The 17704-nt window shown below is 62.1% G+C and carries 13 protein-coding genes; 9 read left to right on the top strand and 4 right to left on the bottom strand.

The features are described 5' to 3' along the window. Positions 1-48 precede the first annotated feature (48 nt). The 6 genes from FQP90_RS01550 to FQP90_RS01525 all read left to right on the top strand — a co-directional run bounded on the left by FQP90_RS01550 (position 49) and on the right by FQP90_RS01525 (position 7971). Entirely contained in the window at positions 49-531 is a 483-nt protein-coding gene (locus tag FQP90_RS01550) for a MarR family winged helix-turn-helix transcriptional regulator (protein ID WP_144647981.1), read from the top strand. A gap of 10 nt (positions 532-541) precedes the next feature. Next, the gene (locus tag FQP90_RS01545; protein ID WP_144647980.1) at positions 542-2587 is read left to right on the top strand and encodes an MFS transporter; all 2046 of its coding nucleotides are present in this window, start codon (positions 542-544) and stop codon (positions 2585-2587) included. A 236-nt stretch (positions 2588-2823) separates the two neighbouring features. Next, positions 2824-4557 (top strand): ABC transporter ATP-binding protein, encoded by a 1734-nt coding sequence (locus FQP90_RS01540; protein WP_144647979.1) that lies wholly within the window; start codon positions 2824-2826, stop codon positions 4555-4557. After that, positions 4554-6632 (top strand): ABC transporter ATP-binding protein, encoded by a 2079-nt coding sequence (locus FQP90_RS01535; RefSeq protein WP_144647978.1) that lies wholly within the window; start codon positions 4554-4556, stop codon positions 6630-6632. The genes FQP90_RS01540 and FQP90_RS01535 overlap by 4 nt, the downstream gene beginning before the upstream one ends. Before the next feature lie 74 nt (positions 6633-6706). After that, positions 6707-7123, top strand: coding sequence for an acyl-CoA thioesterase (locus FQP90_RS01530; protein ID WP_144648081.1), 417 nt, complete (start codon positions 6707-6709; stop codon positions 7121-7123). Between the two features lie 80 nt (positions 7124-7203). Continuing rightward, positions 7204-7971 carry a copper homeostasis protein CutC gene (locus tag FQP90_RS01525; RefSeq protein ID WP_144647977.1) on the top strand — a complete coding sequence of 256 codons (768 nt, stop codon included), beginning with the start codon at positions 7204-7206 and terminating at the stop codon, positions 7969-7971. Between the two features lie 84 nt (positions 7972-8055). Here FQP90_RS01525 and FQP90_RS01520 read toward each other — a convergent pair whose 3' ends face one another. The 4 genes from FQP90_RS01520 to FQP90_RS01505 form a co-directional block, all read right to left on the bottom strand. Further along, positions 8056-8478: a RidA family protein gene (locus FQP90_RS01520; RefSeq protein ID WP_144647976.1), complete on the bottom strand. Its 423-nt coding sequence runs from the start codon at positions 8476-8478 to the stop codon at positions 8056-8058. A gap of 66 nt (positions 8479-8544) precedes the next feature. Then, on the bottom strand, positions 8545-9936 hold the full coding sequence (locus tag FQP90_RS01515; protein ID WP_208759904.1) for an MFS transporter: 1392 nt from the start codon (positions 9934-9936) through the stop codon (positions 8545-8547). 158 nt (positions 9937-10094) lie between these two features. Further along, positions 10095-11315, bottom strand: a complete 1221-nt coding sequence (locus tag FQP90_RS01510) for a MalY/PatB family protein (protein ID WP_144647975.1) — start codon at positions 11313-11315, stop codon at positions 10095-10097. After that, complete coding sequence (locus FQP90_RS01505; RefSeq protein ID WP_144647974.1) at positions 11312-11812, bottom strand: DinB family protein; 501 nt, start codon at positions 11810-11812, stop codon at positions 11312-11314. The genes FQP90_RS01510 and FQP90_RS01505 overlap by 4 nt, the downstream gene beginning before the upstream one ends. Before the next feature lie 91 nt (positions 11813-11903). Between FQP90_RS01505 and FQP90_RS01500 the strand changes: the two genes are divergently transcribed. The 3 genes from FQP90_RS01500 (at position 11904) to FQP90_RS01490 (ending at position 17648) form a co-directional block, all read left to right on the top strand. Continuing rightward, positions 11904-12467: a CGNR zinc finger domain-containing protein gene (locus FQP90_RS01500; RefSeq protein ID WP_144647973.1), complete on the top strand. Its 564-nt coding sequence runs from the start codon at positions 11904-11906 to the stop codon at positions 12465-12467. A 98-nt stretch (positions 12468-12565) separates the two neighbouring features. Further along, positions 12566-15709: a glycoside hydrolase domain-containing protein gene (locus FQP90_RS01495; RefSeq protein ID WP_244296428.1), complete on the top strand. Its 3144-nt coding sequence runs from the start codon at positions 12566-12568 to the stop codon at positions 15707-15709. Between the two features lies 1 nt (position 15710). After that, positions 15711-17648: a DUF5107 domain-containing protein gene (locus tag FQP90_RS01490; protein WP_244296427.1), complete on the top strand. Its 1938-nt coding sequence runs from the start codon at positions 15711-15713 to the stop codon at positions 17646-17648. The last annotated feature ends 56 nt before the right edge of the window (positions 17649-17704 follow it).

Genomic DNA, 17704 nt, shown 5'->3' with positions numbered 1-17704 from the left:
AATCTGCGTTATAGTTGCTTTAGGCAAACAAAAAGAGGGGTGTTTTCCATGTCCGTCGGTTCTGCCACGGCAACTGATCTTGTGCATCAAATCTTCGACCTCCAGCGCACCCTGCGCTGCGTGGTGACCGCCCACATGGCCCGCGTTCCCGACGTCGGAATGGCTGTGCAGGGAGTGATGCGATTCATCGGCGAGGGGGAGACCCGCGCCACACATTTGGCCACACGGCTGGGTGTCAGCGCTCCGGTCCTCAGCAGGCACATCACTGAACTCGAAGAGCTTGGCTTTGTGGTCAGGCGGCCGGACCCCGCGGACGGGAGGGCTCAACTCCTGGCCTTGACGGATGAAGGGGCAGCGAAACTGCGCGAATTCGAAGAACAACGCAGCGTGAGACTGCGGGATTACCTGGCGGATTGGAGCGAGGCCGACGCCCTCGAGGCCTCCCAGGTCATCAACAAACTCACTGTGTCCCTCAAGGACTCAATCCGGGCAACGGCGGCCGGCTCCATCACAACAAACCAGACAGCTTAGGAGCCCACGCATGGCTACACCAGCAGTACAACACCCGAAGGCGGTGGACGCCTCAGTTAACAGGGCCGCCGCGCCCATGACCCACCGGCAGATCATGGAAGCCCTCACAGGCCTCCTTGCGGCGTTCTTCACGGCGATCCTCAGCAGCACGATCGTGGCCAATGCGCTGCCCACCATCATGTCCGAACTCAAGGGCACGCAAACCGACTTCGCCTGGGTCATCACGGCAGCCTTGTTGGCGAACGCTGCCACCACGCCCATCTGGGGCAAGCTCGCGGACCTCTTCGACAAGAAGCTCCTGGTCCAGCTGAGCATCATCATCTTCGTGGCCGGCTCCGTTATGGCAGGCTTGTCCGAAACCATTCCGCTGCTGCTGACCGCACGCGTCATCCAAGGTATTGCCATGGGTGGCCTCACAGCCTTGGCGCAGGCGATTATCGGGTCCATGATTCCGCCGCGCGACCGCGGCAAGTATTCCGGTTACATGGGTGCCGTGATGGCCGTTGGTACAGCCGGTGGCCCGCTGCTCGGCGGTTTCATCGTTGACAGCCCGCTCGGCTGGCGCTGGACCTTCTTCGTCTGCGTGCCGCTGGCCGTCGTTGCGCTCATCCTTCTCCAAGTGACCCTGAAGATCCAGCACATCAAGCGCCCGGCCAAGATCGACTGGCTCGGTTCCATCCTGCTGACCTCCGGTGTGAGCCTGCTCTTGATCTGGGTTTCCTTCGCCGGCAACCCGGATTACTATGACTGGTTCTCATGGCAGTCGGCCCTTATGGTGGGTGGCGGCGTCGCGCTGCTGGCCCTCCTGGTCTTCGTGGAAACCAAGGTGGCCCAGCCCATCATCCCGCTGAAGATCATCTCCGAGCGCACCACAGCACTGGCCATCGTTGCGTCGGTAGCTGTTGGTATCGCCATGTTCGGTTCGTCCACCTTCCTGGGCCAGTACTTCCAGGTGGCCCGGGGGGCCACCCCCACCGAGGCCGGCCTGCTGACGCTGCCGATGATCGCGGGCAACCTCATCGGTTCCGTGGCGTCGGGCATCCTGATCAGCCGCTTCGGTAAGTGGAAGAGGTTCCTGATCGCAGGCTCAGTCCTCCTCATTGGTGGGCTCGCGTTCGCCGGAACCATGGACCACACCACTGAACTGTGGATCGTTGCCATCTACACCGGCGTGTTCGGCCTCGGCCTCGGCATGCTGATGCAGAACCTGGTGCTGGCCGTGCAGAACACGGTCCAGGCAAAGGACATCGGAACCGCGAGTGCTTCCGTGGCGTTCTTCCGCTCGGTGGGTGGAGCGATCGGTGTCTCCGTGCTCGGTGCCATCATGTCCAACCACGTGAAGGACCTCGCGGTTGAAGGAATGGCTGCAGCTGGTATCCCGGTTCAAGGCGGCGCCTCCGGAGCCAGCATGGATCTCGCTGACATGCCCGCACCCATTGCCGACATCATGCGCGCCGCCTACGGTGACGCCACCGCGCAGATCTTCCTGATCTCGGCGATCATCAGCGTGGTTGCACTACTGGCCGTGCTTTTCATCAAGGAACGTCCCCTGCGCCGTACCGTGGATGCCGCTCCTGAGAAGGAACTGATGGCCACGGCCTCGGGAGATGCCGGAATGCCTCTGGACACCGCGTCCCTGGACGCAGTGAAAGTGGACGACGGCGGCAGCCGCCTGGGTGCCGAACGCAGCGTCGCCGGGGCAGAACGTCAGGTTCCGAACCAGGACTCCGGATCCGACCTGGATCTTGAGTTTGCCCGGATCCTTACCCAGGAGCGCCCGCACGCCACCGCTGACGTGAAGGAAGTGCAGGAGCAGTTGTCCCGTACCCAATACGTCCTGGCCGAACAGCAGTTGCAGCTCAGCCGGGCCAACGTGGAACTGCAAGCGCGGTTGCGGGAGCAGCAGACCATCGCGGAGCAGCAGGCCAGCACGGCTGAGGAACTTGCGGCGATCCGCAAGGAACTCAAGCGCGAACGTCGGCAGCAGGAACGGATGGCGTTGCTGCTTCTCCAAGGAGTTGAAGCCCGCCCGGACCACGGCAAGCACGCCGGCTAAGTCCGTGGACGGTGAAGCGCCGGTTGGGATTCCAACCGGCGCTTTGCTGTGTGTCGGCGTGTTCCTGCACCAGGGAAAGCAGCCGCGACACGGGAAATACTCCGCTGGGATGATCTTTTCCTTAAGTTGTTTCGCCAGGGCAACGGATTTCGTAGAGTAGGGAGGCTAATACTGTCAGCCCCTGCTGCGAAACTTCTCTTAACTCATTCACGCACTCTTTCTAAGGACCCGTGGGCATGCTTGTCACCCTTATACGGCGCTATTCCAAGCCGTATTTGCCGCAGATTGTGGCCGTGCTGATTTTTCAGTTGGCGTCCACCATCGCCACGCTCTACCTCCCCAGCCTGAACGCCAAAATCATTGATGAAGGAGTGTCCCGCGGAGACACCGACTTCATTTGGCAGACCGGTGCACTCATGCTCGCTGTCGCCCTTGGACAGGTGCTCACCGCCATCATCGCCGTGTACTTCGGCTCCCGCGTTGCCATGGCCATCGGACGGGACCTGCGCCGCAGTGTCTACCGGCAGGTCAGCAGCTTCTCCGCGCAGGACGTCAACCGCTTTGGCGCCCCCACCCTGATCACCCGCGGCACCAACGATGTCCAGCAGGTGCAGATGCTGGTACTCATGGGCCTTAACTTCATGGTTTCAACGCCCATCATGTGCGTGGGCGGCATCATCATGGCCCTCCGTGAAGACCTGAATCTTTCCTGGCTTGTCTGGGTCTCCGTGCCTGTCCTCGTGGCCGTGGTTGGCTACCTCGTAGTCCGTCTCATGCCGCTCTTCCGCTCCATGCAGACCAAGATCGACGCCATCAACGGCGTGCTGCGCGAGCAGATCATTGGTATCCGCGTGGTCCGCGCCTTTGTGCGTGAGCCCCACGAAGCCAAGCGCTTCGGCGACGCCAACGAAGACCTCACCGCCGTCTCCGTGAAGATCGGCAACCTGTTTGTCCTGATGTTCCCGGCCATCGGAATGATCCTGCACCTGTCCACGGCTGCCGTGCTGTGGTTCGGCGGGCAGCGCGTGGACTCCGGCGACATGCAGGTGGGTGCCCTCACGGCCTTCCTGCAGTACCTGCTCCAGATCCTGATGGCCGTCATGATGGGCACCTTCATGGCCATGATGATTCCCCGCGCCTCCGTCTGTGCCGACCGCATCGGCGAGGTACTCGACGTCGAGCCTTCCATTCACAACCCCACCTCACCGGTGGTGCCGGCGGAGAAGAAGGGACGCGTCGAATTCCGCGACGTCACCTTCAAATACCCAGGTGCTGAGGCACCGGTGCTGAGCAACATCTCCTTCACCGCCGAGCCCGGCAAGACCCTTGCCATCATCGGTTCCACCGGTGCCGGCAAGACCACCCTGGTGTCCCTGCTGCCGCGACTTTACGATGTCGCCTCCGGTGACGTCCTGCTCGACGGCGTGCCTGTCACCGAGATGGACGCATCGGAAATCACCAGCCGGGTCTCCGCTGTTCCGCAGAAGCCGTACCTGTTCTCCGGGACCATCGAACACAACCTGCGCTTCGGCAAGCCCGACGCCACGGACGAAGAACTGTGGGATGCGCTGGAGACCGCGCAGGCCAAGGGGTTCGTGGAAGAGAAGTCGTCCGGCCTGAACCGGCGGATCGCCCAGGGCGGCACCAACGTCTCCGGTGGACAGCGCCAGCGACTGTCCATCGCCAGGGCGTTGGTCACCAAACCGAACGTGTACTTGTTTGACGATTCGTTCTCCGCTTTGGACGTCGCCACCGACGCCCGGCTCCGGAAGGCCCTGAAGGGGAAGACCAAGGATGCCACGGTCATCATCGTGGCCCAGCGTGTCTCCACCATTGCCGATGCTGACGAAATCCTTGTCCTGGACAACGGCCGCATCGTTGACCGGGGAACGCATGACGAACTGCTGGAGACGTCACCCACGTACCAGGAAATCGTTGAATCCCAGCTGAGCGTGGAGGAAGTGGCATGAGCGAGCAGAACCAGCAAAAGAAACGCGGCTGGGCTGCCAAGGCAGAAGCCGCCAAGGATACCAAGGCAACGGTCGAGGCCGAGGTGGCAACCGAAGCGCTCGATGACGACGAATTCGTCGAGGAGGAGTACGTCCCCTCTGAAGCCGACGGCGGCATGTTCGGAGACGTCCCTGCCAAGAAAGCCAAGGCTTTCTGGCCTTCGGCCAAGCGCCTGATGGGCCTGCTGAAGCCCGAGAGCGTTGGCGTGTACATCGTGATCGGCCTCGTCGTGGTCTCGGTGGTCCTCAACGTCATCGCGCCCAAGGTCCTGGGCAGTGCCATGGACGTCATCTTCGGTGGTGTCGTGGGCAGGCAGATCCCGCCCGGTGTTTCCCAGGAACAGTTCGTGGAGCTCATGCGCCAGCAGGGCCAGGGCAACTTCGCGGACATGGTGTCCAAGATGGAACTCACCAACGGAATCGACTTCCCCAAGCTGACGTTCCTGATTTCGATCGTGCTCCTGATGTACTTTGTGGCGAACATCTTCCTGTGGGCCCAAGGTTGGTTGCTCAACAGGATCGTCATGCGCGTCATCAAAAAGCTTCGTGATGATGTCCAGGCGAAGCTCAACCGGCTTCCGTTGAACTACTTCGACACCCGCCAGCGCGGCGACATTCTGTCCCGAGTAACCAACGATGTCGATAACGTCCAGCAAGGCCTCCAGCAGGCTTTCTCGCAGTTGGTCAGCTCCGTGCTCACTGTCCTGGGTATTACGGTCATGATGTTCATCGTGTCCTGGGAATTGGCACTGATCGCTTTGATCGCCCTGCCGTTGTCCGGGATCGTGGCAGGCGTCATCGGTGCCCGCAGCCAGAAGCTCTTCGCGGCGCAGTGGAAGAACACCGGCGCACTCAACGGCCAGATCGAGGAATCGTTCTCCGGCCACGATCTTGTGAAGGTGTTCGGCCGCGACGCCGACATGCTGGAACGGTTCGACGAGAAGAACGACGAACTGTACAAAGCATCGTTCGGCGCACAGTTCGTTTCCGGCGTGATCTTCCCGGCCATGAACTTTGTGTCGTACCTGTCCTACGTGGGCATCGCCGTTGTGGGTGGTCTGCGCGTTGCTTCGGGTTCCATGAGCCTGGGCGATGCCACGGCCTTCATCCAGTACTCGCGTGAGTTCACCCAGCCGCTGGGCCAGATCGCGGGTATGGCGAACATGCTTCAGTCCGGTGTGGCCTCCGCTGAGCGCGTCTTCGAGTTCCTTGATGCTGATGAAGAGGTGGAAGAGACCGGTACGCGCCACCTGCCCTCAAAGACCGATGGCCACGTTGAGTTCGAGCACGTCTCGTTCAGCTACGTAGAGGACAAACCGCTTATCGAGGACCTGTCCTTCAGCGCGGAACCGGGCCACACGGTGGCCATCGTCGGGCCCACGGGCGCCGGCAAGACCACCTTGGTGAACCTCGTGATGCGCTTCTACGAACTCAATGCCGGACGGATCACGCTTGACGGCGTGGACATCAAGGACCTCAGCCGTTCAGAGCTGCGATCCAAGGTGGGCATGGTGTTGCAGGATGCCTGGCTCTTCGGCGGGACCATCTACGACAACATCAAGTACGGCAAGCTGGACGCCACCGAAGAGCAGATCATGGAGGCGGCCAAGGCCACCTACGTGGACCGCTTCGTACGTGCCCTTCCTGACGGTTACCAGACGATCATTGACGAAGAAGGCAACAACGTCAGCGCAGGTGAGAAGCAGCTCATCACCATCGCCCGTGCCTTCGTTTCCGATCCGTCGCTGTTGATCCTGGACGAGGCCACGAGCTCCGTGGACACCCGTACCGAACTGTTGCTGCAGAAGGCCATGGCTGCCCTCCGCACGGACCGGACGAGCTTTGTGATCGCCCACCGCCTCTCCACCATCCGGGACGCCGACACCATCCTGGTAATGGAAAACGGCAAGATCGTGGAACAGGGCAACCACGCCCACTTGCTCACGCTTCAGGGCGCGTACTACCGGTTGTACATGTCCCAGTTCGCTGGTGAGGAAGAGACTGCTGTGGACGATTCGACGGCGGTGCACAGCTGAGCACGGATTCACTGGGTGCCGGTGTGAATGCCCAGGATTCCATGACACCCCAGCGCATAGAGGTCCTCGTACCCATGCGCTGGGGTGACATGGACGCCTACGGACACATCAACAATGTTCAGATTGTGCGCATGCTCGAGGAAGCCCGCATCGCAGCCTTCGGGCCACCCCGCGGTGCAGGCCTTCCCGGCGTGGAGCCACCGGCGGCCCTTTTCAACGACGTTGAAGAGGGCACCATGACCCTGGTGGTGGAGCATAAGGTCCGGTATGTCCGGACACTGGAATACCGGAACGTTCCGGCCGTCGTAGAGATCTGGGTGGGCGCTGTCAAAGGCGCAAGCTTCGATCTCCACTACGTCATCAAGGACCCCGTCACGCGGGAGGACTGCGTCAAAGCCACCACTCACTTGGCTTTCGTCGCCGAGGCCAGCGGGCGGGTGCTGAGACTGACCTCCGAGCAGAAGGAAAAGCTCGGGCGCTACCAAGCCTGACGAGTTTTTGTACAGGTGATGCCCTCAAGGAGCCATCTTAGGGGCATTACCTGTACAAAAACTCCGCGTAGAGTTCCAGCATGAAACTTGAAATCGCCGTGGTCAGCGCTGCCGGTGCCGGTACGGCCGCCGCTGAGGGAGCCAACCGTATTGAATTGTGCAGCAGCCTTGAGCTGGGCGGAATCACGCCCAGCCAAGGGTTGATGGAAGCCAGCAATGAGCACGTTGACGGCCGACTGGAAATCCATCCGCTGATTCGTTCCAGGCCCGGTGATTTCCGGTACTCGGCCTCCGACGTGGACACCATGGTCCACGAAATCCGCCACCTGCTGGCCCAAGGGGCGCACGGCGTGGTGATCGGAGCCCTCACTGCGTCCGGCGACGTGGATGTGCGGGCCGTGAGGCGCCTTGTGGATTCAGCCCGGGAGACCAATGCGGACGCCCAGTTGACGTTTCATCGAGCGATCGACCAGTCCCGTGATCCGTTCGCGGCATTGGATGAACTACTGGACCTCGGCTTTACAAGGGTCCTCACTTCGGGTCACCAAGCCACCGCGGGCGCTGGACTGGAAACCCTGTCCGAGATGGTGGAAAGGGCCGGCGGCGCCCTGGAAATCATGGCAGGCGGGGGACTGTCCCTTGACGACATCCCGGCGATGCATGCAGCAGGCCTGTCCGCCGTTCACCTTTCTGCCAAGAAGACAATCTCCACGCTGGGCAACGGGGCCATTTCGCTCGGCGCCCAGGATGGTGCCGACCCCTCGGCGTACACCGTGACAGATCGCGAAGTTGTGCGTGCCGCCAGGGCGGAGATCAATGCGCTGGAGTTGGGTGCACCGCCCGCGTAAACCGGGACACCAACCGGACCGGTTCCAGAGTGGGGAAGGCTGTGTCGGACCGCTTCATAGGACAGACACAGCCCCCCCGACCTCCTAGAGCGCTACTTCAACAGGAGAAGGGAGCGTCGCTGTGACTTCGATTTCCACCACGGCATCCGGATGGGGCAGCGCGGAAACTGCAATGCACGACCTGGCGGGGAAGTCCTCACCGAGCACCTGCTCATATATCCGGTTCACGTCCGCGAAGTCCTCGATTCTCGTCAGGAAGATGGTGACCTTAAGAACGCTCTGGAGGCTTCCCCCCGCATGGTTCAGGATGCTGGCTACATTGTCGAGGACCTGTCTCGTCTGGGCAGATGCGTCGGTTGGGCTCTCTATTCGGAGTGTCAGGGGATTGATCGGTAGCTGTCCGCTGACATAGAGGAGGTCACCGTGCCTGACGGCTTGGGCGTATGGTCCGGCCGCCGGCGGGGCAGTGTCTGTCGCGATCCTGCTGATGATGTTCGTTGCTCTCATCTTGTTTCATGGGCTCCTGGTCCGGGTGTGCTTGGGAAGATTCTTAGGCCTCCCAAGCACTTGGGGTTAGTGGGAAATGTCTTCGAGGACGGCGTGTTTTGTCTCCGGTAGTGCGATCAGGACTATGACAGCGGCCAGTACGAACAAGGCAGCGCTCGCGCTGAAGACCAAGCTCGTGCCCCCTGCTGCCAGCAGCAGGGGGACCACAATCGGTCCCAGCAGCGCGCCGAGACGACCCGCAGCCGTCGCCGTTCCGACGCCGATGCCGCGGGCTCTGGTCGGAAACAGTTCGGGGGTGAAGGCGTAGATGGAGGACCACATCCCGAAGAAGAAGAACTGCAGAAGTGAACCGTAGATCATGAGTTGGGTTTCGCCGGCTGCTTGACCGTAGAAGAACGCAGCGGCGGCGGACAGGACTGTGTAAAGGGCCAGGCAGTACTTGCGGCCAATGACTTCGATGAGGAAGGCTGCCGAGATGAACCCCGGGATACCCCACAGGGCCATCAGGAGAATGAAACCTATGCTCTTGACGACGTCGAACCCGCTGTCGGTAAGAAGCTTGCCGATCCACGTGGTGAGTCCGTAGTAGCCGAAGAGGATGCAGAACCAGACGAGCCACAGCATGATGGTGCGGCGACGGTACTCCGGGACAAAGAGAGCGCGAATACCGCGTGGTTCTTCGGAAGTTTTGGCCGCAACGCTCACAACGTCATAATCGGGGAGCGGTGAGCCCGACGCTTTGGCGACGGCTGTCTCTATGCCGGTCATCACACGGTCGGCTTCGATCGTAAGGCCGCGTGAGGCCAGCCAGCGCGGTGACTCCGGAACGCTGCGTCGGATGACCAATGCCCAGAGGGCGAGCACAGCCTGGAGGGCAAAGAAGCCGCGCCAGCCCCAGGCCGGAACCATGAAGTATGCAATGGCTCCCGCAGCGATGAATCCAACTGGCCAGGCACCCTCAAGAAGTGCCGCGTACCTGCCGCGTTTCTTGGCGGGCATGAACTCGGCGATAAGGGCTGCAGCGACAGGGAACTCGGCGCCCATGCCTACTCCCAGGAGGAAACGGAAGCTCGCGACGCTGTTGAAGTCCCAGGCGAAGACGAGCGCGAGGCTCGCCACACCCCAGATGAGGATGCTGTACTGGAAGACTTTCTGCCTGCCGATGCGGTCGGCAAGGGAACCGGCGGCAATGGCACCCGTCAGCATTCCGGCGAAGCTGGCGCTTCCCAGCAGGCCTGCCTGCGCAGCCGAGAGGTGGAATTCGGTACTTATAGGTGAGAGCAGGAATGTGATGGCGCCGAGGTCGATGGAGTCGAAGAGCCAAGCGGTGGCTACGACGAGGAAAATGCTTCTTTGGAACCGGCTCCATGGCAGCCGCTCCAGCCGTGCGGACACGGAGGACGGGGACCCGGGTGCTTGTTGCTTGGAACCAATGTTGGTTGTTGAGGGTTCTAACAAGATTTTCTCCCTATGAGTGAATGCGATCCTCGTTGATCGCAGAGACAAGCAACGTCACCCCCTTGGTAGGTGACGAACGCGTCATCAGTTTGATGTAATGTTCGTCACCGGTCAAGACGGTGACGCATAGTTATTGCAGGGCTGAGAAGGCTGGGGTTTCAGAAAATGCAGTTGTTCTCGGTCCAATTCCTCGCCGCGGCTCGCGTCGTGGCACAGCGAATGCGACCGAGAATGTCGAGGAGATTTGAGGTGCTGGTGGCAAAGTTGATGCGCGCGAACGTTGTGGTGTCCAGGCTCGTGTGTTGTGAGAATTCGGCCCCCTGGCTCAACCTCACGCGGGCTCTGCGTTCCAGATCGGCTGCGGGATCGTGCAGATCCAGGCCGGCATCGGAGAAATCGAGCCAGCTGAGGTAGGTCGCATCGGGCTCATGGCTCCGGACTTCGTAGGGCAGGTCCTGAGTCCACAGCTTGATGATCCGGCGATTGGCTGAGAGTGTGGCCTTGAGTTCGACAAGCCATGGCTCACTTTGAGTCCATGCGGCAACTGTTGCCACTCTGCTGAGAATGCTTGGTTGCCCAAAGTAGTCCAGCGGTTCACTCTCCAGCGCGTCCCACACGGCTTGTGGCCCGATATGGGCAACCGCACAACGCATACCCGCAATGTTGAAGGCTTTTGTGGCCGAGGTTGCAGTGATGGTCCGGTCCGCGGCGTCCTTCCCCAGTGACGCGAAGGGTATATGGCGGTGGTCGTCGTACGTTAGGTCCGCATGGATTTCGTCCGAGAACACCACAAGATCGAGTTCTTCGGATGTGTGCGCCAGGCTGGCCAATTCTTCCCCGTTGAAGACTCTGCCCGTGGGATTTTGGGGGTTCACCAACACCAGCATTCTGCAGTTCTCTCGCCGCAACTGATCTGTGAGCCCCTCGGTGTCGAATCTCCACTTTCCGCCGGTTTCGATCATGGGGATGGGAATTATTCGACGACCGGATCGCTCGATGGCGGCCAAAAACGGAGGGTACGTGGGCACGTGGATTGCGATGCCATCCCCAGGAGACGTCGAGTGTTCGATCATGACCTGGAGTACCTGGATCAGGTCTGTGTAGATCCGCGTCCTGCCAGGGGTGGGAGTCCAGTGGTGGTGGCTGCTCATTCGCGCTTCGAACGCTTCAATGACGGGATCCTCACCCGGCCAGAACGGATACCCAAGGTCGTGTCGTTCGACGACCTCTTGAATGGCCTCGCGGACCGCCGGGGGCGTTCCGAAATCCATGTCTGCCACCCAGGAGGCCAGGACGTCGGACTGAAGCGCGCCCCATTTCACTCCATAGCCGCCACGCAATCGTTCCCGGTTGATGGTGTCGAACTGTCCGGTGCTCATGACCGGACCGCGTTGTTCACGGTGATCAGGTGGCCGGCGTGTTCCGCGACGATGACGTCCCGCATCAGCTCCATCTGGCCGTGATGCTGTGCCAGTTCCTCGAAAACGTGTTGGAGCGCTCCGCCTTGAGTAAGCGTCCGGTCCGGGCCTTGGAAGTCGGCTGGTGGCACGCTGCGAAGGGGTGCTTCGGGTTCGGCGTTCAGTACGTCCTCGATGAGCTGCGCCTTCGTGGACCGCACCTCCAAAAGGAGTGGCTGGATGGGGCCTGAAGCGAGGAATTCCGCTTCGCGATCCCGATCGGTGTGCCGGCCGGCGATCAGGTATCCCACCCAGTAGTCGATCACGCCGACGCAATGGGTGAGGAGGGCGAAGGGTGAATTGGCCCCCTCGAGCGACGGTTTGCGGTTGGCCAGGTCATCTCCCAACCCGCGGACAATCGAAGTCATGCCGTCAAGGGCGCGCTCCGTGAAATACAAGTAATCCTGACGATCAAGCATTGCTGTTCCTTTAGTCGTAAACCGATATCGTCACCGGCTTAGGTGGTGACTCAAGCTTGCTGCGAGGTTCGTCACCTGTCAAGATGGTTACATGAGCTTTGTTTTCGTCAGCGGCAATGCCGCATTGGACTTCGCCGGCACCTTGAAGTGGCGTCGCTCGGACCTGGAAGAGTTGCTCAATTCGCCGCGTGACCTTGAGGTCTGGGCTGCTGAGGCGGGCATCATCACCACGCCCCTGGCCATATCCGACGTCGAATTTGCTGAGCTAATTGGATTACGTGAGGCCATCTATCGGATGGTGACCACCGAAATGGCGGGTTCGGCGCCCCTTGATGTCGACGTAGACGTAGTGAACAAGAAGCTCGAAGGCAGAACCCCGCGTCTCCGGCTTGAGGGCGCCGATTTGATTCGGGCGGGTGACTCGAGCAGTCTCGCTACCAGCATTGCAACGGCAGCCGCCGAGCTGCTGGCTGGGGACGAGAAGTCGAAGCTCAAGGAGTGCGGGCGGGAGAACTGCACGCGCATCTTTATTGATCGATCCCGTAGCGGTACCAGGACTTGGTGCGGCATGGAGGAGTGCGGCAATCGCATCAAGGCCGCAAATTACCGTTCGCGTCGAAAAGCAAAGTCAGGGCAACTCACTGCAGTCTCCTAACTGGAGCTTCCGGCGTTGACGCGGCCGCTCCTGAAGTATGTATAAGGCGCGGTTTGTCGATCCAATTTCCGTCGAAATGCCAGTGAGTACGCATCGTAATGACCCTTTACGATTCCAAGGAACGCCGGGATGATGTAAGGATTCACCAACTCGGTGAAAAGCCCCGGAAGCTACCTTCAGGAGTCACAGCGATGCCGCTGCCCTCGCCGGTTTCATCGGCCACCATTTCCCCGCCAGTAACCACCTCCCATGGCAAACCCGGCATTGGCCACCCGGAGGTGGAAGGCGGAACCGGGACGTGGGACAAACTGCTGTTGGGAAATCACCGGTTCGTCATGGAAGTCCATGCTGGAAGCACCGGTGCTGCCCCGGCCCACAGGGTGGTCCTGCCATGGCGTCGGCAGGACAAAGACCCGTCAGCGGTGGAGGTCATCGTTGTTTCGGAAAAAACGGCATTGAGGGTCCGGAACGTCGTGGTGGAACAGGCAACCCGGGAGTCTGGAACCTTGGTGTTCGAAGCCATCGACGGTGCGGGCATCTATTTCGCCTACTACCTGCCCTACGCGATGCTGGGTAAACCCCACTATCCCCAAGCCCAGTACCTCCCGCGTCGTCTGGCCGCGGAGCCGGCCTGGGCGGCCGCCGTCGTGCGCTCTGCCTGGGCGCCCGAAGAGCAACCCGAGTTGCCCCACGCCAGCGTCCTCCGCTACGAGGCCGCCAGTGAGCGTGACTCCTTCGCGCCGATGAACTTCACGGCCCGCACGGACGAGTTGGAGCGGCTCCGCAGCGGTCATGCGGGCGAAGCCTTCCTGGTGTTCCCGGAGGACCGGCTCAATCCCATCTCCATGCGTGGGGACCTGCCGGCGCACTGGGTGATCAACGGACCGGCCGGTACCTTCCAAGCGCAGGGTCACGCCGGGGAAGACTACGTGGTCCAACTGGGGCTCTACGCACAGGAGGACCTGGAGGGCGTCACCGTGGAGGTGAGATCCCCGGCCGGCGGGCACTGCATCAATACCCACGGCGTGGACCGTCATGGCGCGCCTTGGCACAGGACGCTGGCTGTACCGGCGGGGGAGGTACAAGCCCTGTACGTGATCCTTCCCGTTCCCAAGGATGCAGCGGGAACCACTCTTTCCGCGGTCCTGACCATCGAAGCGGCCGGGTGCCACGCCCAAAACGTCGCGGTCACGCTGGACGTGGCCCCGGAATCAGATTCGACGATCCTGTCGGGTGATTTCGGCGACCCACGTCTGCTGCGGCGCCTCGCATGGCTGGATTCGCCGATGGCCCAGGACACGGAGCTCGTAGCACCCTTCACGGCCGTCACGGTGGATGTACCAAACCGGTCTTTGGCGATTCTCGGCAGGTCCCTCCGGCTCTCGGAATCGGGACTTCCGGCTCAGGTGACGTCCACGTTCACTGCCGCTGTGACGTCAACGGATGGTCCCGCCGTCGAGCTGCTTGACGCTCCAGTGAGCCTGGAAATAGACGGGGTCGGCTGGGAGTTTTCGCCGATCGAGTTCACCGTGGACGGTCCGGGCCGGGTTACTTGGCGCTGCCATTGGGCAGGTCGGACGGATGGCAAGACTCCGGTAGCGCTGGAACTGAACGGCGTTCTCGACGCCGAGGGCGCAGTCACGTACGCCCTGCGCCTGACGCCGGAGGACACTTTGGACGTGAACGACGTCGGCCTGCAGCTTGGTTTCCACGAGGCTGCGGTTCCGCTCGCCATGGGATTGGGTGTCCCGGGCGGCAGGCGGCCGGAAAGCCTGGACTGGACCTGGGAGGTGTCGTCGAAGAACCAGGACGCGCTGTGGCTGGGAGGCGTCAATGCCGGGGTTCAGTTGGCCCTGAGGGACGGCAGCTACGAACGCCCCCTCAACACCAACTTCTACAGGGAGAAACCGCTGGTGGAGCCGGTGTCGTGGGCCAACCGGCAGGAGGACGGCAGCGAAAACACGGTCCGCGGCGGCGTCACCCTTCGGACTGCCGAGGGGAGCGTGGCTGTCCGCGCGTTCAGCGGTGCCCGCACCCTCAAGGAAGGTGAGCCGCTCGACTTCAATTTCCGTCTGCTGCTGACGCCGTTCAAACCGATCGAACCCGGAAAGCATCTGTCCAAGCGTTACTTCCACGAGCCCGCCAACCCGGCACATATCAAAGCCGCCGGAGCCACTGTGGTCAACGTCCACCACGCCACGGCTCCCGCGCCCTACATCAATGACCCCCTGCTGACCCACGAATCGCTGAGGGAGTACGTTGCGGGGTGCCATCGAAACGGACTCAAAGCCAAGATTTACAACACGGTCCGCGAGCTCACGTTCCACAGCCCGGAGTTGCTGCCGCTGTTGCACTTGGACCACGAGATCTTCAGCGATGGTCCCGGAGCAGGCCACATCTGGCTGCAGGAGCACGCCGGACGTGGTTACGTCTCCGCATGGTTCGCCCCGAACGTGGAGGACATCGCCGTGGTGACCACTGGCGAGTCACGGTGGGAGAACTTCTATGTGCGGAGCCTGGCGGAACTGGCCAAGGGCGAGGATGGCATTGACGGCATCTACCTGGACGACATCGCCTATGACCGGCACGCCATGGCGCGCGTCCGCAAGGTCCTGGAAAGGGCCTGCAGGGAGAGGGGAGTGGAGGGCCCGGAGATTGACCTCCACTCCGCGAACCAGTTCACGGCCCACGACGGATACGCGTCATCGGCCAATCTGTACATGGAGCAGTTGCCGTATGTGGACAGGCTATGGCTGGGGGAATACTTCGACTACGACACCACCGATCCCGACTATTGGCTGGTGGAATTGTCCGGCATTCCCTTCGGCCTCATGGGCGAGATGCTGGAGGGCGGTGGCAACCCGTGGCGCGGAATGGTGTTCGGTATGACCGGCAGGGCGCCTGCAGTGGATAACCGTCCGCTCTGGGAGTTCTGGGCCCGGCATGGCTTGGAACAGGCCCACATGCGTGGGTTCTGGGACCCCCACGGGCCAGTCACGGCAAGCCACCCGGACGTCCGGGCCACCACGTGGCTGACGGACCAGGGAATGGTTGTAGCACTGGCTTCATGGGCCGAGCAAACTGAGCATGTGACCCTGGATTTCGACGCCGGTGCTGCCGCCACGGGTGCCGTAACCAAAGCTCCGGCGATCCACGGCTTCCAGTCAGCCCGCAGCTACGCGCCGGGCGAAGCCATCACCATTGAGCCGCAGCGCGGCCTCCTTCTCACGATCGGATACTGACGTGGCAGACACAGCAACCTCCACCCTCACCGTCACCACTATCTCCCTGACCATGGCTGACCTCGGTCCGTTGAACCCCTTGCCGGTGGTCGCGGCGGAACTCGACCAGCCCTACACCGTGGGCGAGGGCGTGCCTGAAGACCTCCAGGCCTCAGCACGGTACGGTGTGGTGCCCAACGTGTACCCGTACCTGATGCAGGACGGTTACAGCCGCGAGACGGCACCCAGGGAACTGCCCGCCGTCGTGCTTGAAAACAGCAAAATCAAGGTGACGGTCATTCCATCGCTGGGCGGCCGCATCTGGGAGCTGCTCGACAAAGCGACAGGTAAGCAGCTCCTCCACACCCACGATGCCCCGCAATTGGCGAACATCGCGCTGCGAAAGGCTTGGTTCGCGGGCGGCTTGGAATGGAACATCGGTACCCGCGGCCATTCGCCCACCAGTTGCGATCCCCTGCACAGCGCGATCGTCCATACCCCCGATGGCAAGCACATCCTGCGGGTGTGGGAGTTCGAACGGCTCCGCGAAGTGGTGTTCCAAGTGGACATCTGGCTCCCAGCGGACTCGCCCGTGGTGTTCGCTGCGGTGCGGATCCGGAACCCCAATGACCACGACGTTCCGATGTACTGGTGGAGCAACGCGGCCATCCCGGAGACCGACCGCACCCGCGTCATCGCCCCGGCGGACGAGGCCTACGGCAGCGATTACACCACCGATATCACCCGCGTCAGGCCCACCGCCCACGAAGGCTATGACGGCACCTGGCCGGTCAACAGCCCGCACGCGGCGGACTTCTTCTTCGACATCGACCCTTCCGAGCGCCGCTGGGTCGTGGCAGCAGACGACGACGGCGACGGGTTGGCGATGCTGTCCACGGGACTCCTGCGGGGAAAGAAGCTCTTCGTGTGGGGCCAAGGTCAGGGCGGCAAACGATGGCAGGAATGGCTGAGCCCCGGCGCCGGTCCTTACGCTGAAATCCAGGCAGGCCTCGCCCAAACCCAGTTCGAACACCTCGCCATGCCCGCCGGAGCGGAATGGGCGTGGGTGGAGGCGTACGGCAACGGACACCTGGATCCCGCAACCTCGCACAGCACCGATTGGGAGGCCGCAGTGGCCCATGCCAGTGAGCGTTTGGAAGCGCTCCTGCCCCACGAGGATCTTGAGGCGATGCTGCCGGAAGCCATCACCAACGCCGACGTACCGCCGTCGAAGATGCTGCTGCGCGGAAGCGGCTGGGGCGTTGTTGAGCGCGCGCGGCGGCAGAAAAGCGGCCATGGCTGGGTGGATGAAAGTGGAACTCCCTTCGTGGACGAAAGCCTCACGGGGGAGCAGGAGCCGTGGCTTGGCCTGCTGCAGGGAAAAGCGTTCGACGGCGCGCCCAGCTTCGTCATGGGGGCGGATTGGGAGGAGTTGCTGGCGGGGCAGGACAGCCCGGGGGCCAAGTTCCAGCTGGCCACCATGAAGCATGCCCGGCAGGACCTGGATGGTGCCAAGGAGTTGTACCGCCAGGTCCTTGCTGCCGCCGAGGCAGTTCCCGGCGTCAAGGCTCTTGCGCACCGCGGGCTGGCGCTGGCCTTGCTCGCCGCCGCGAAGGACGCAGAAGGACTGGCTGAACTCCGCAGGGGCGTCGAGGCCGACTCCTCCAACACAGCACTGCTCACGGAGGCCGTGACGCTCAGCATCCGCCACGGTGACCCCGCCATGGCTCTGGAACTGGCGGAGTCGGCACCCACGGATGGTGCCGCCGTCGGACGTTTGCGTTTCCTGAAGGCGCTGGCGCTGGCACGAACCGGAAACCCCGGTGAAGCAGCCACGATCCTGAAGGCCGGTGTGGAGGTTCCGGACCTTCGAGAGGGCGAGGACGCCATAGCGGCGCTGTGGCAAGAGGTGTGTCCTGACGAGCCGGTGCCGGCCGCGTACCAGTTCGGAATGCATTGACGGGTGCCCCGGTGTGGCCTCCCGCACATCCGGGGCAACCTCTGAAAGCGTGTTCT

Origin of the sequence: Paenarthrobacter nitroguajacolicus, assembly GCF_007786235.1 — a bacterium.
Taxonomy (GTDB): domain Bacteria; phylum Actinomycetota; class Actinomycetes; order Actinomycetales; family Micrococcaceae; genus Arthrobacter; species Arthrobacter nitroguajacolicus_A.
This window is presented reverse-complemented; position numbering and strand designations above follow the sequence as displayed.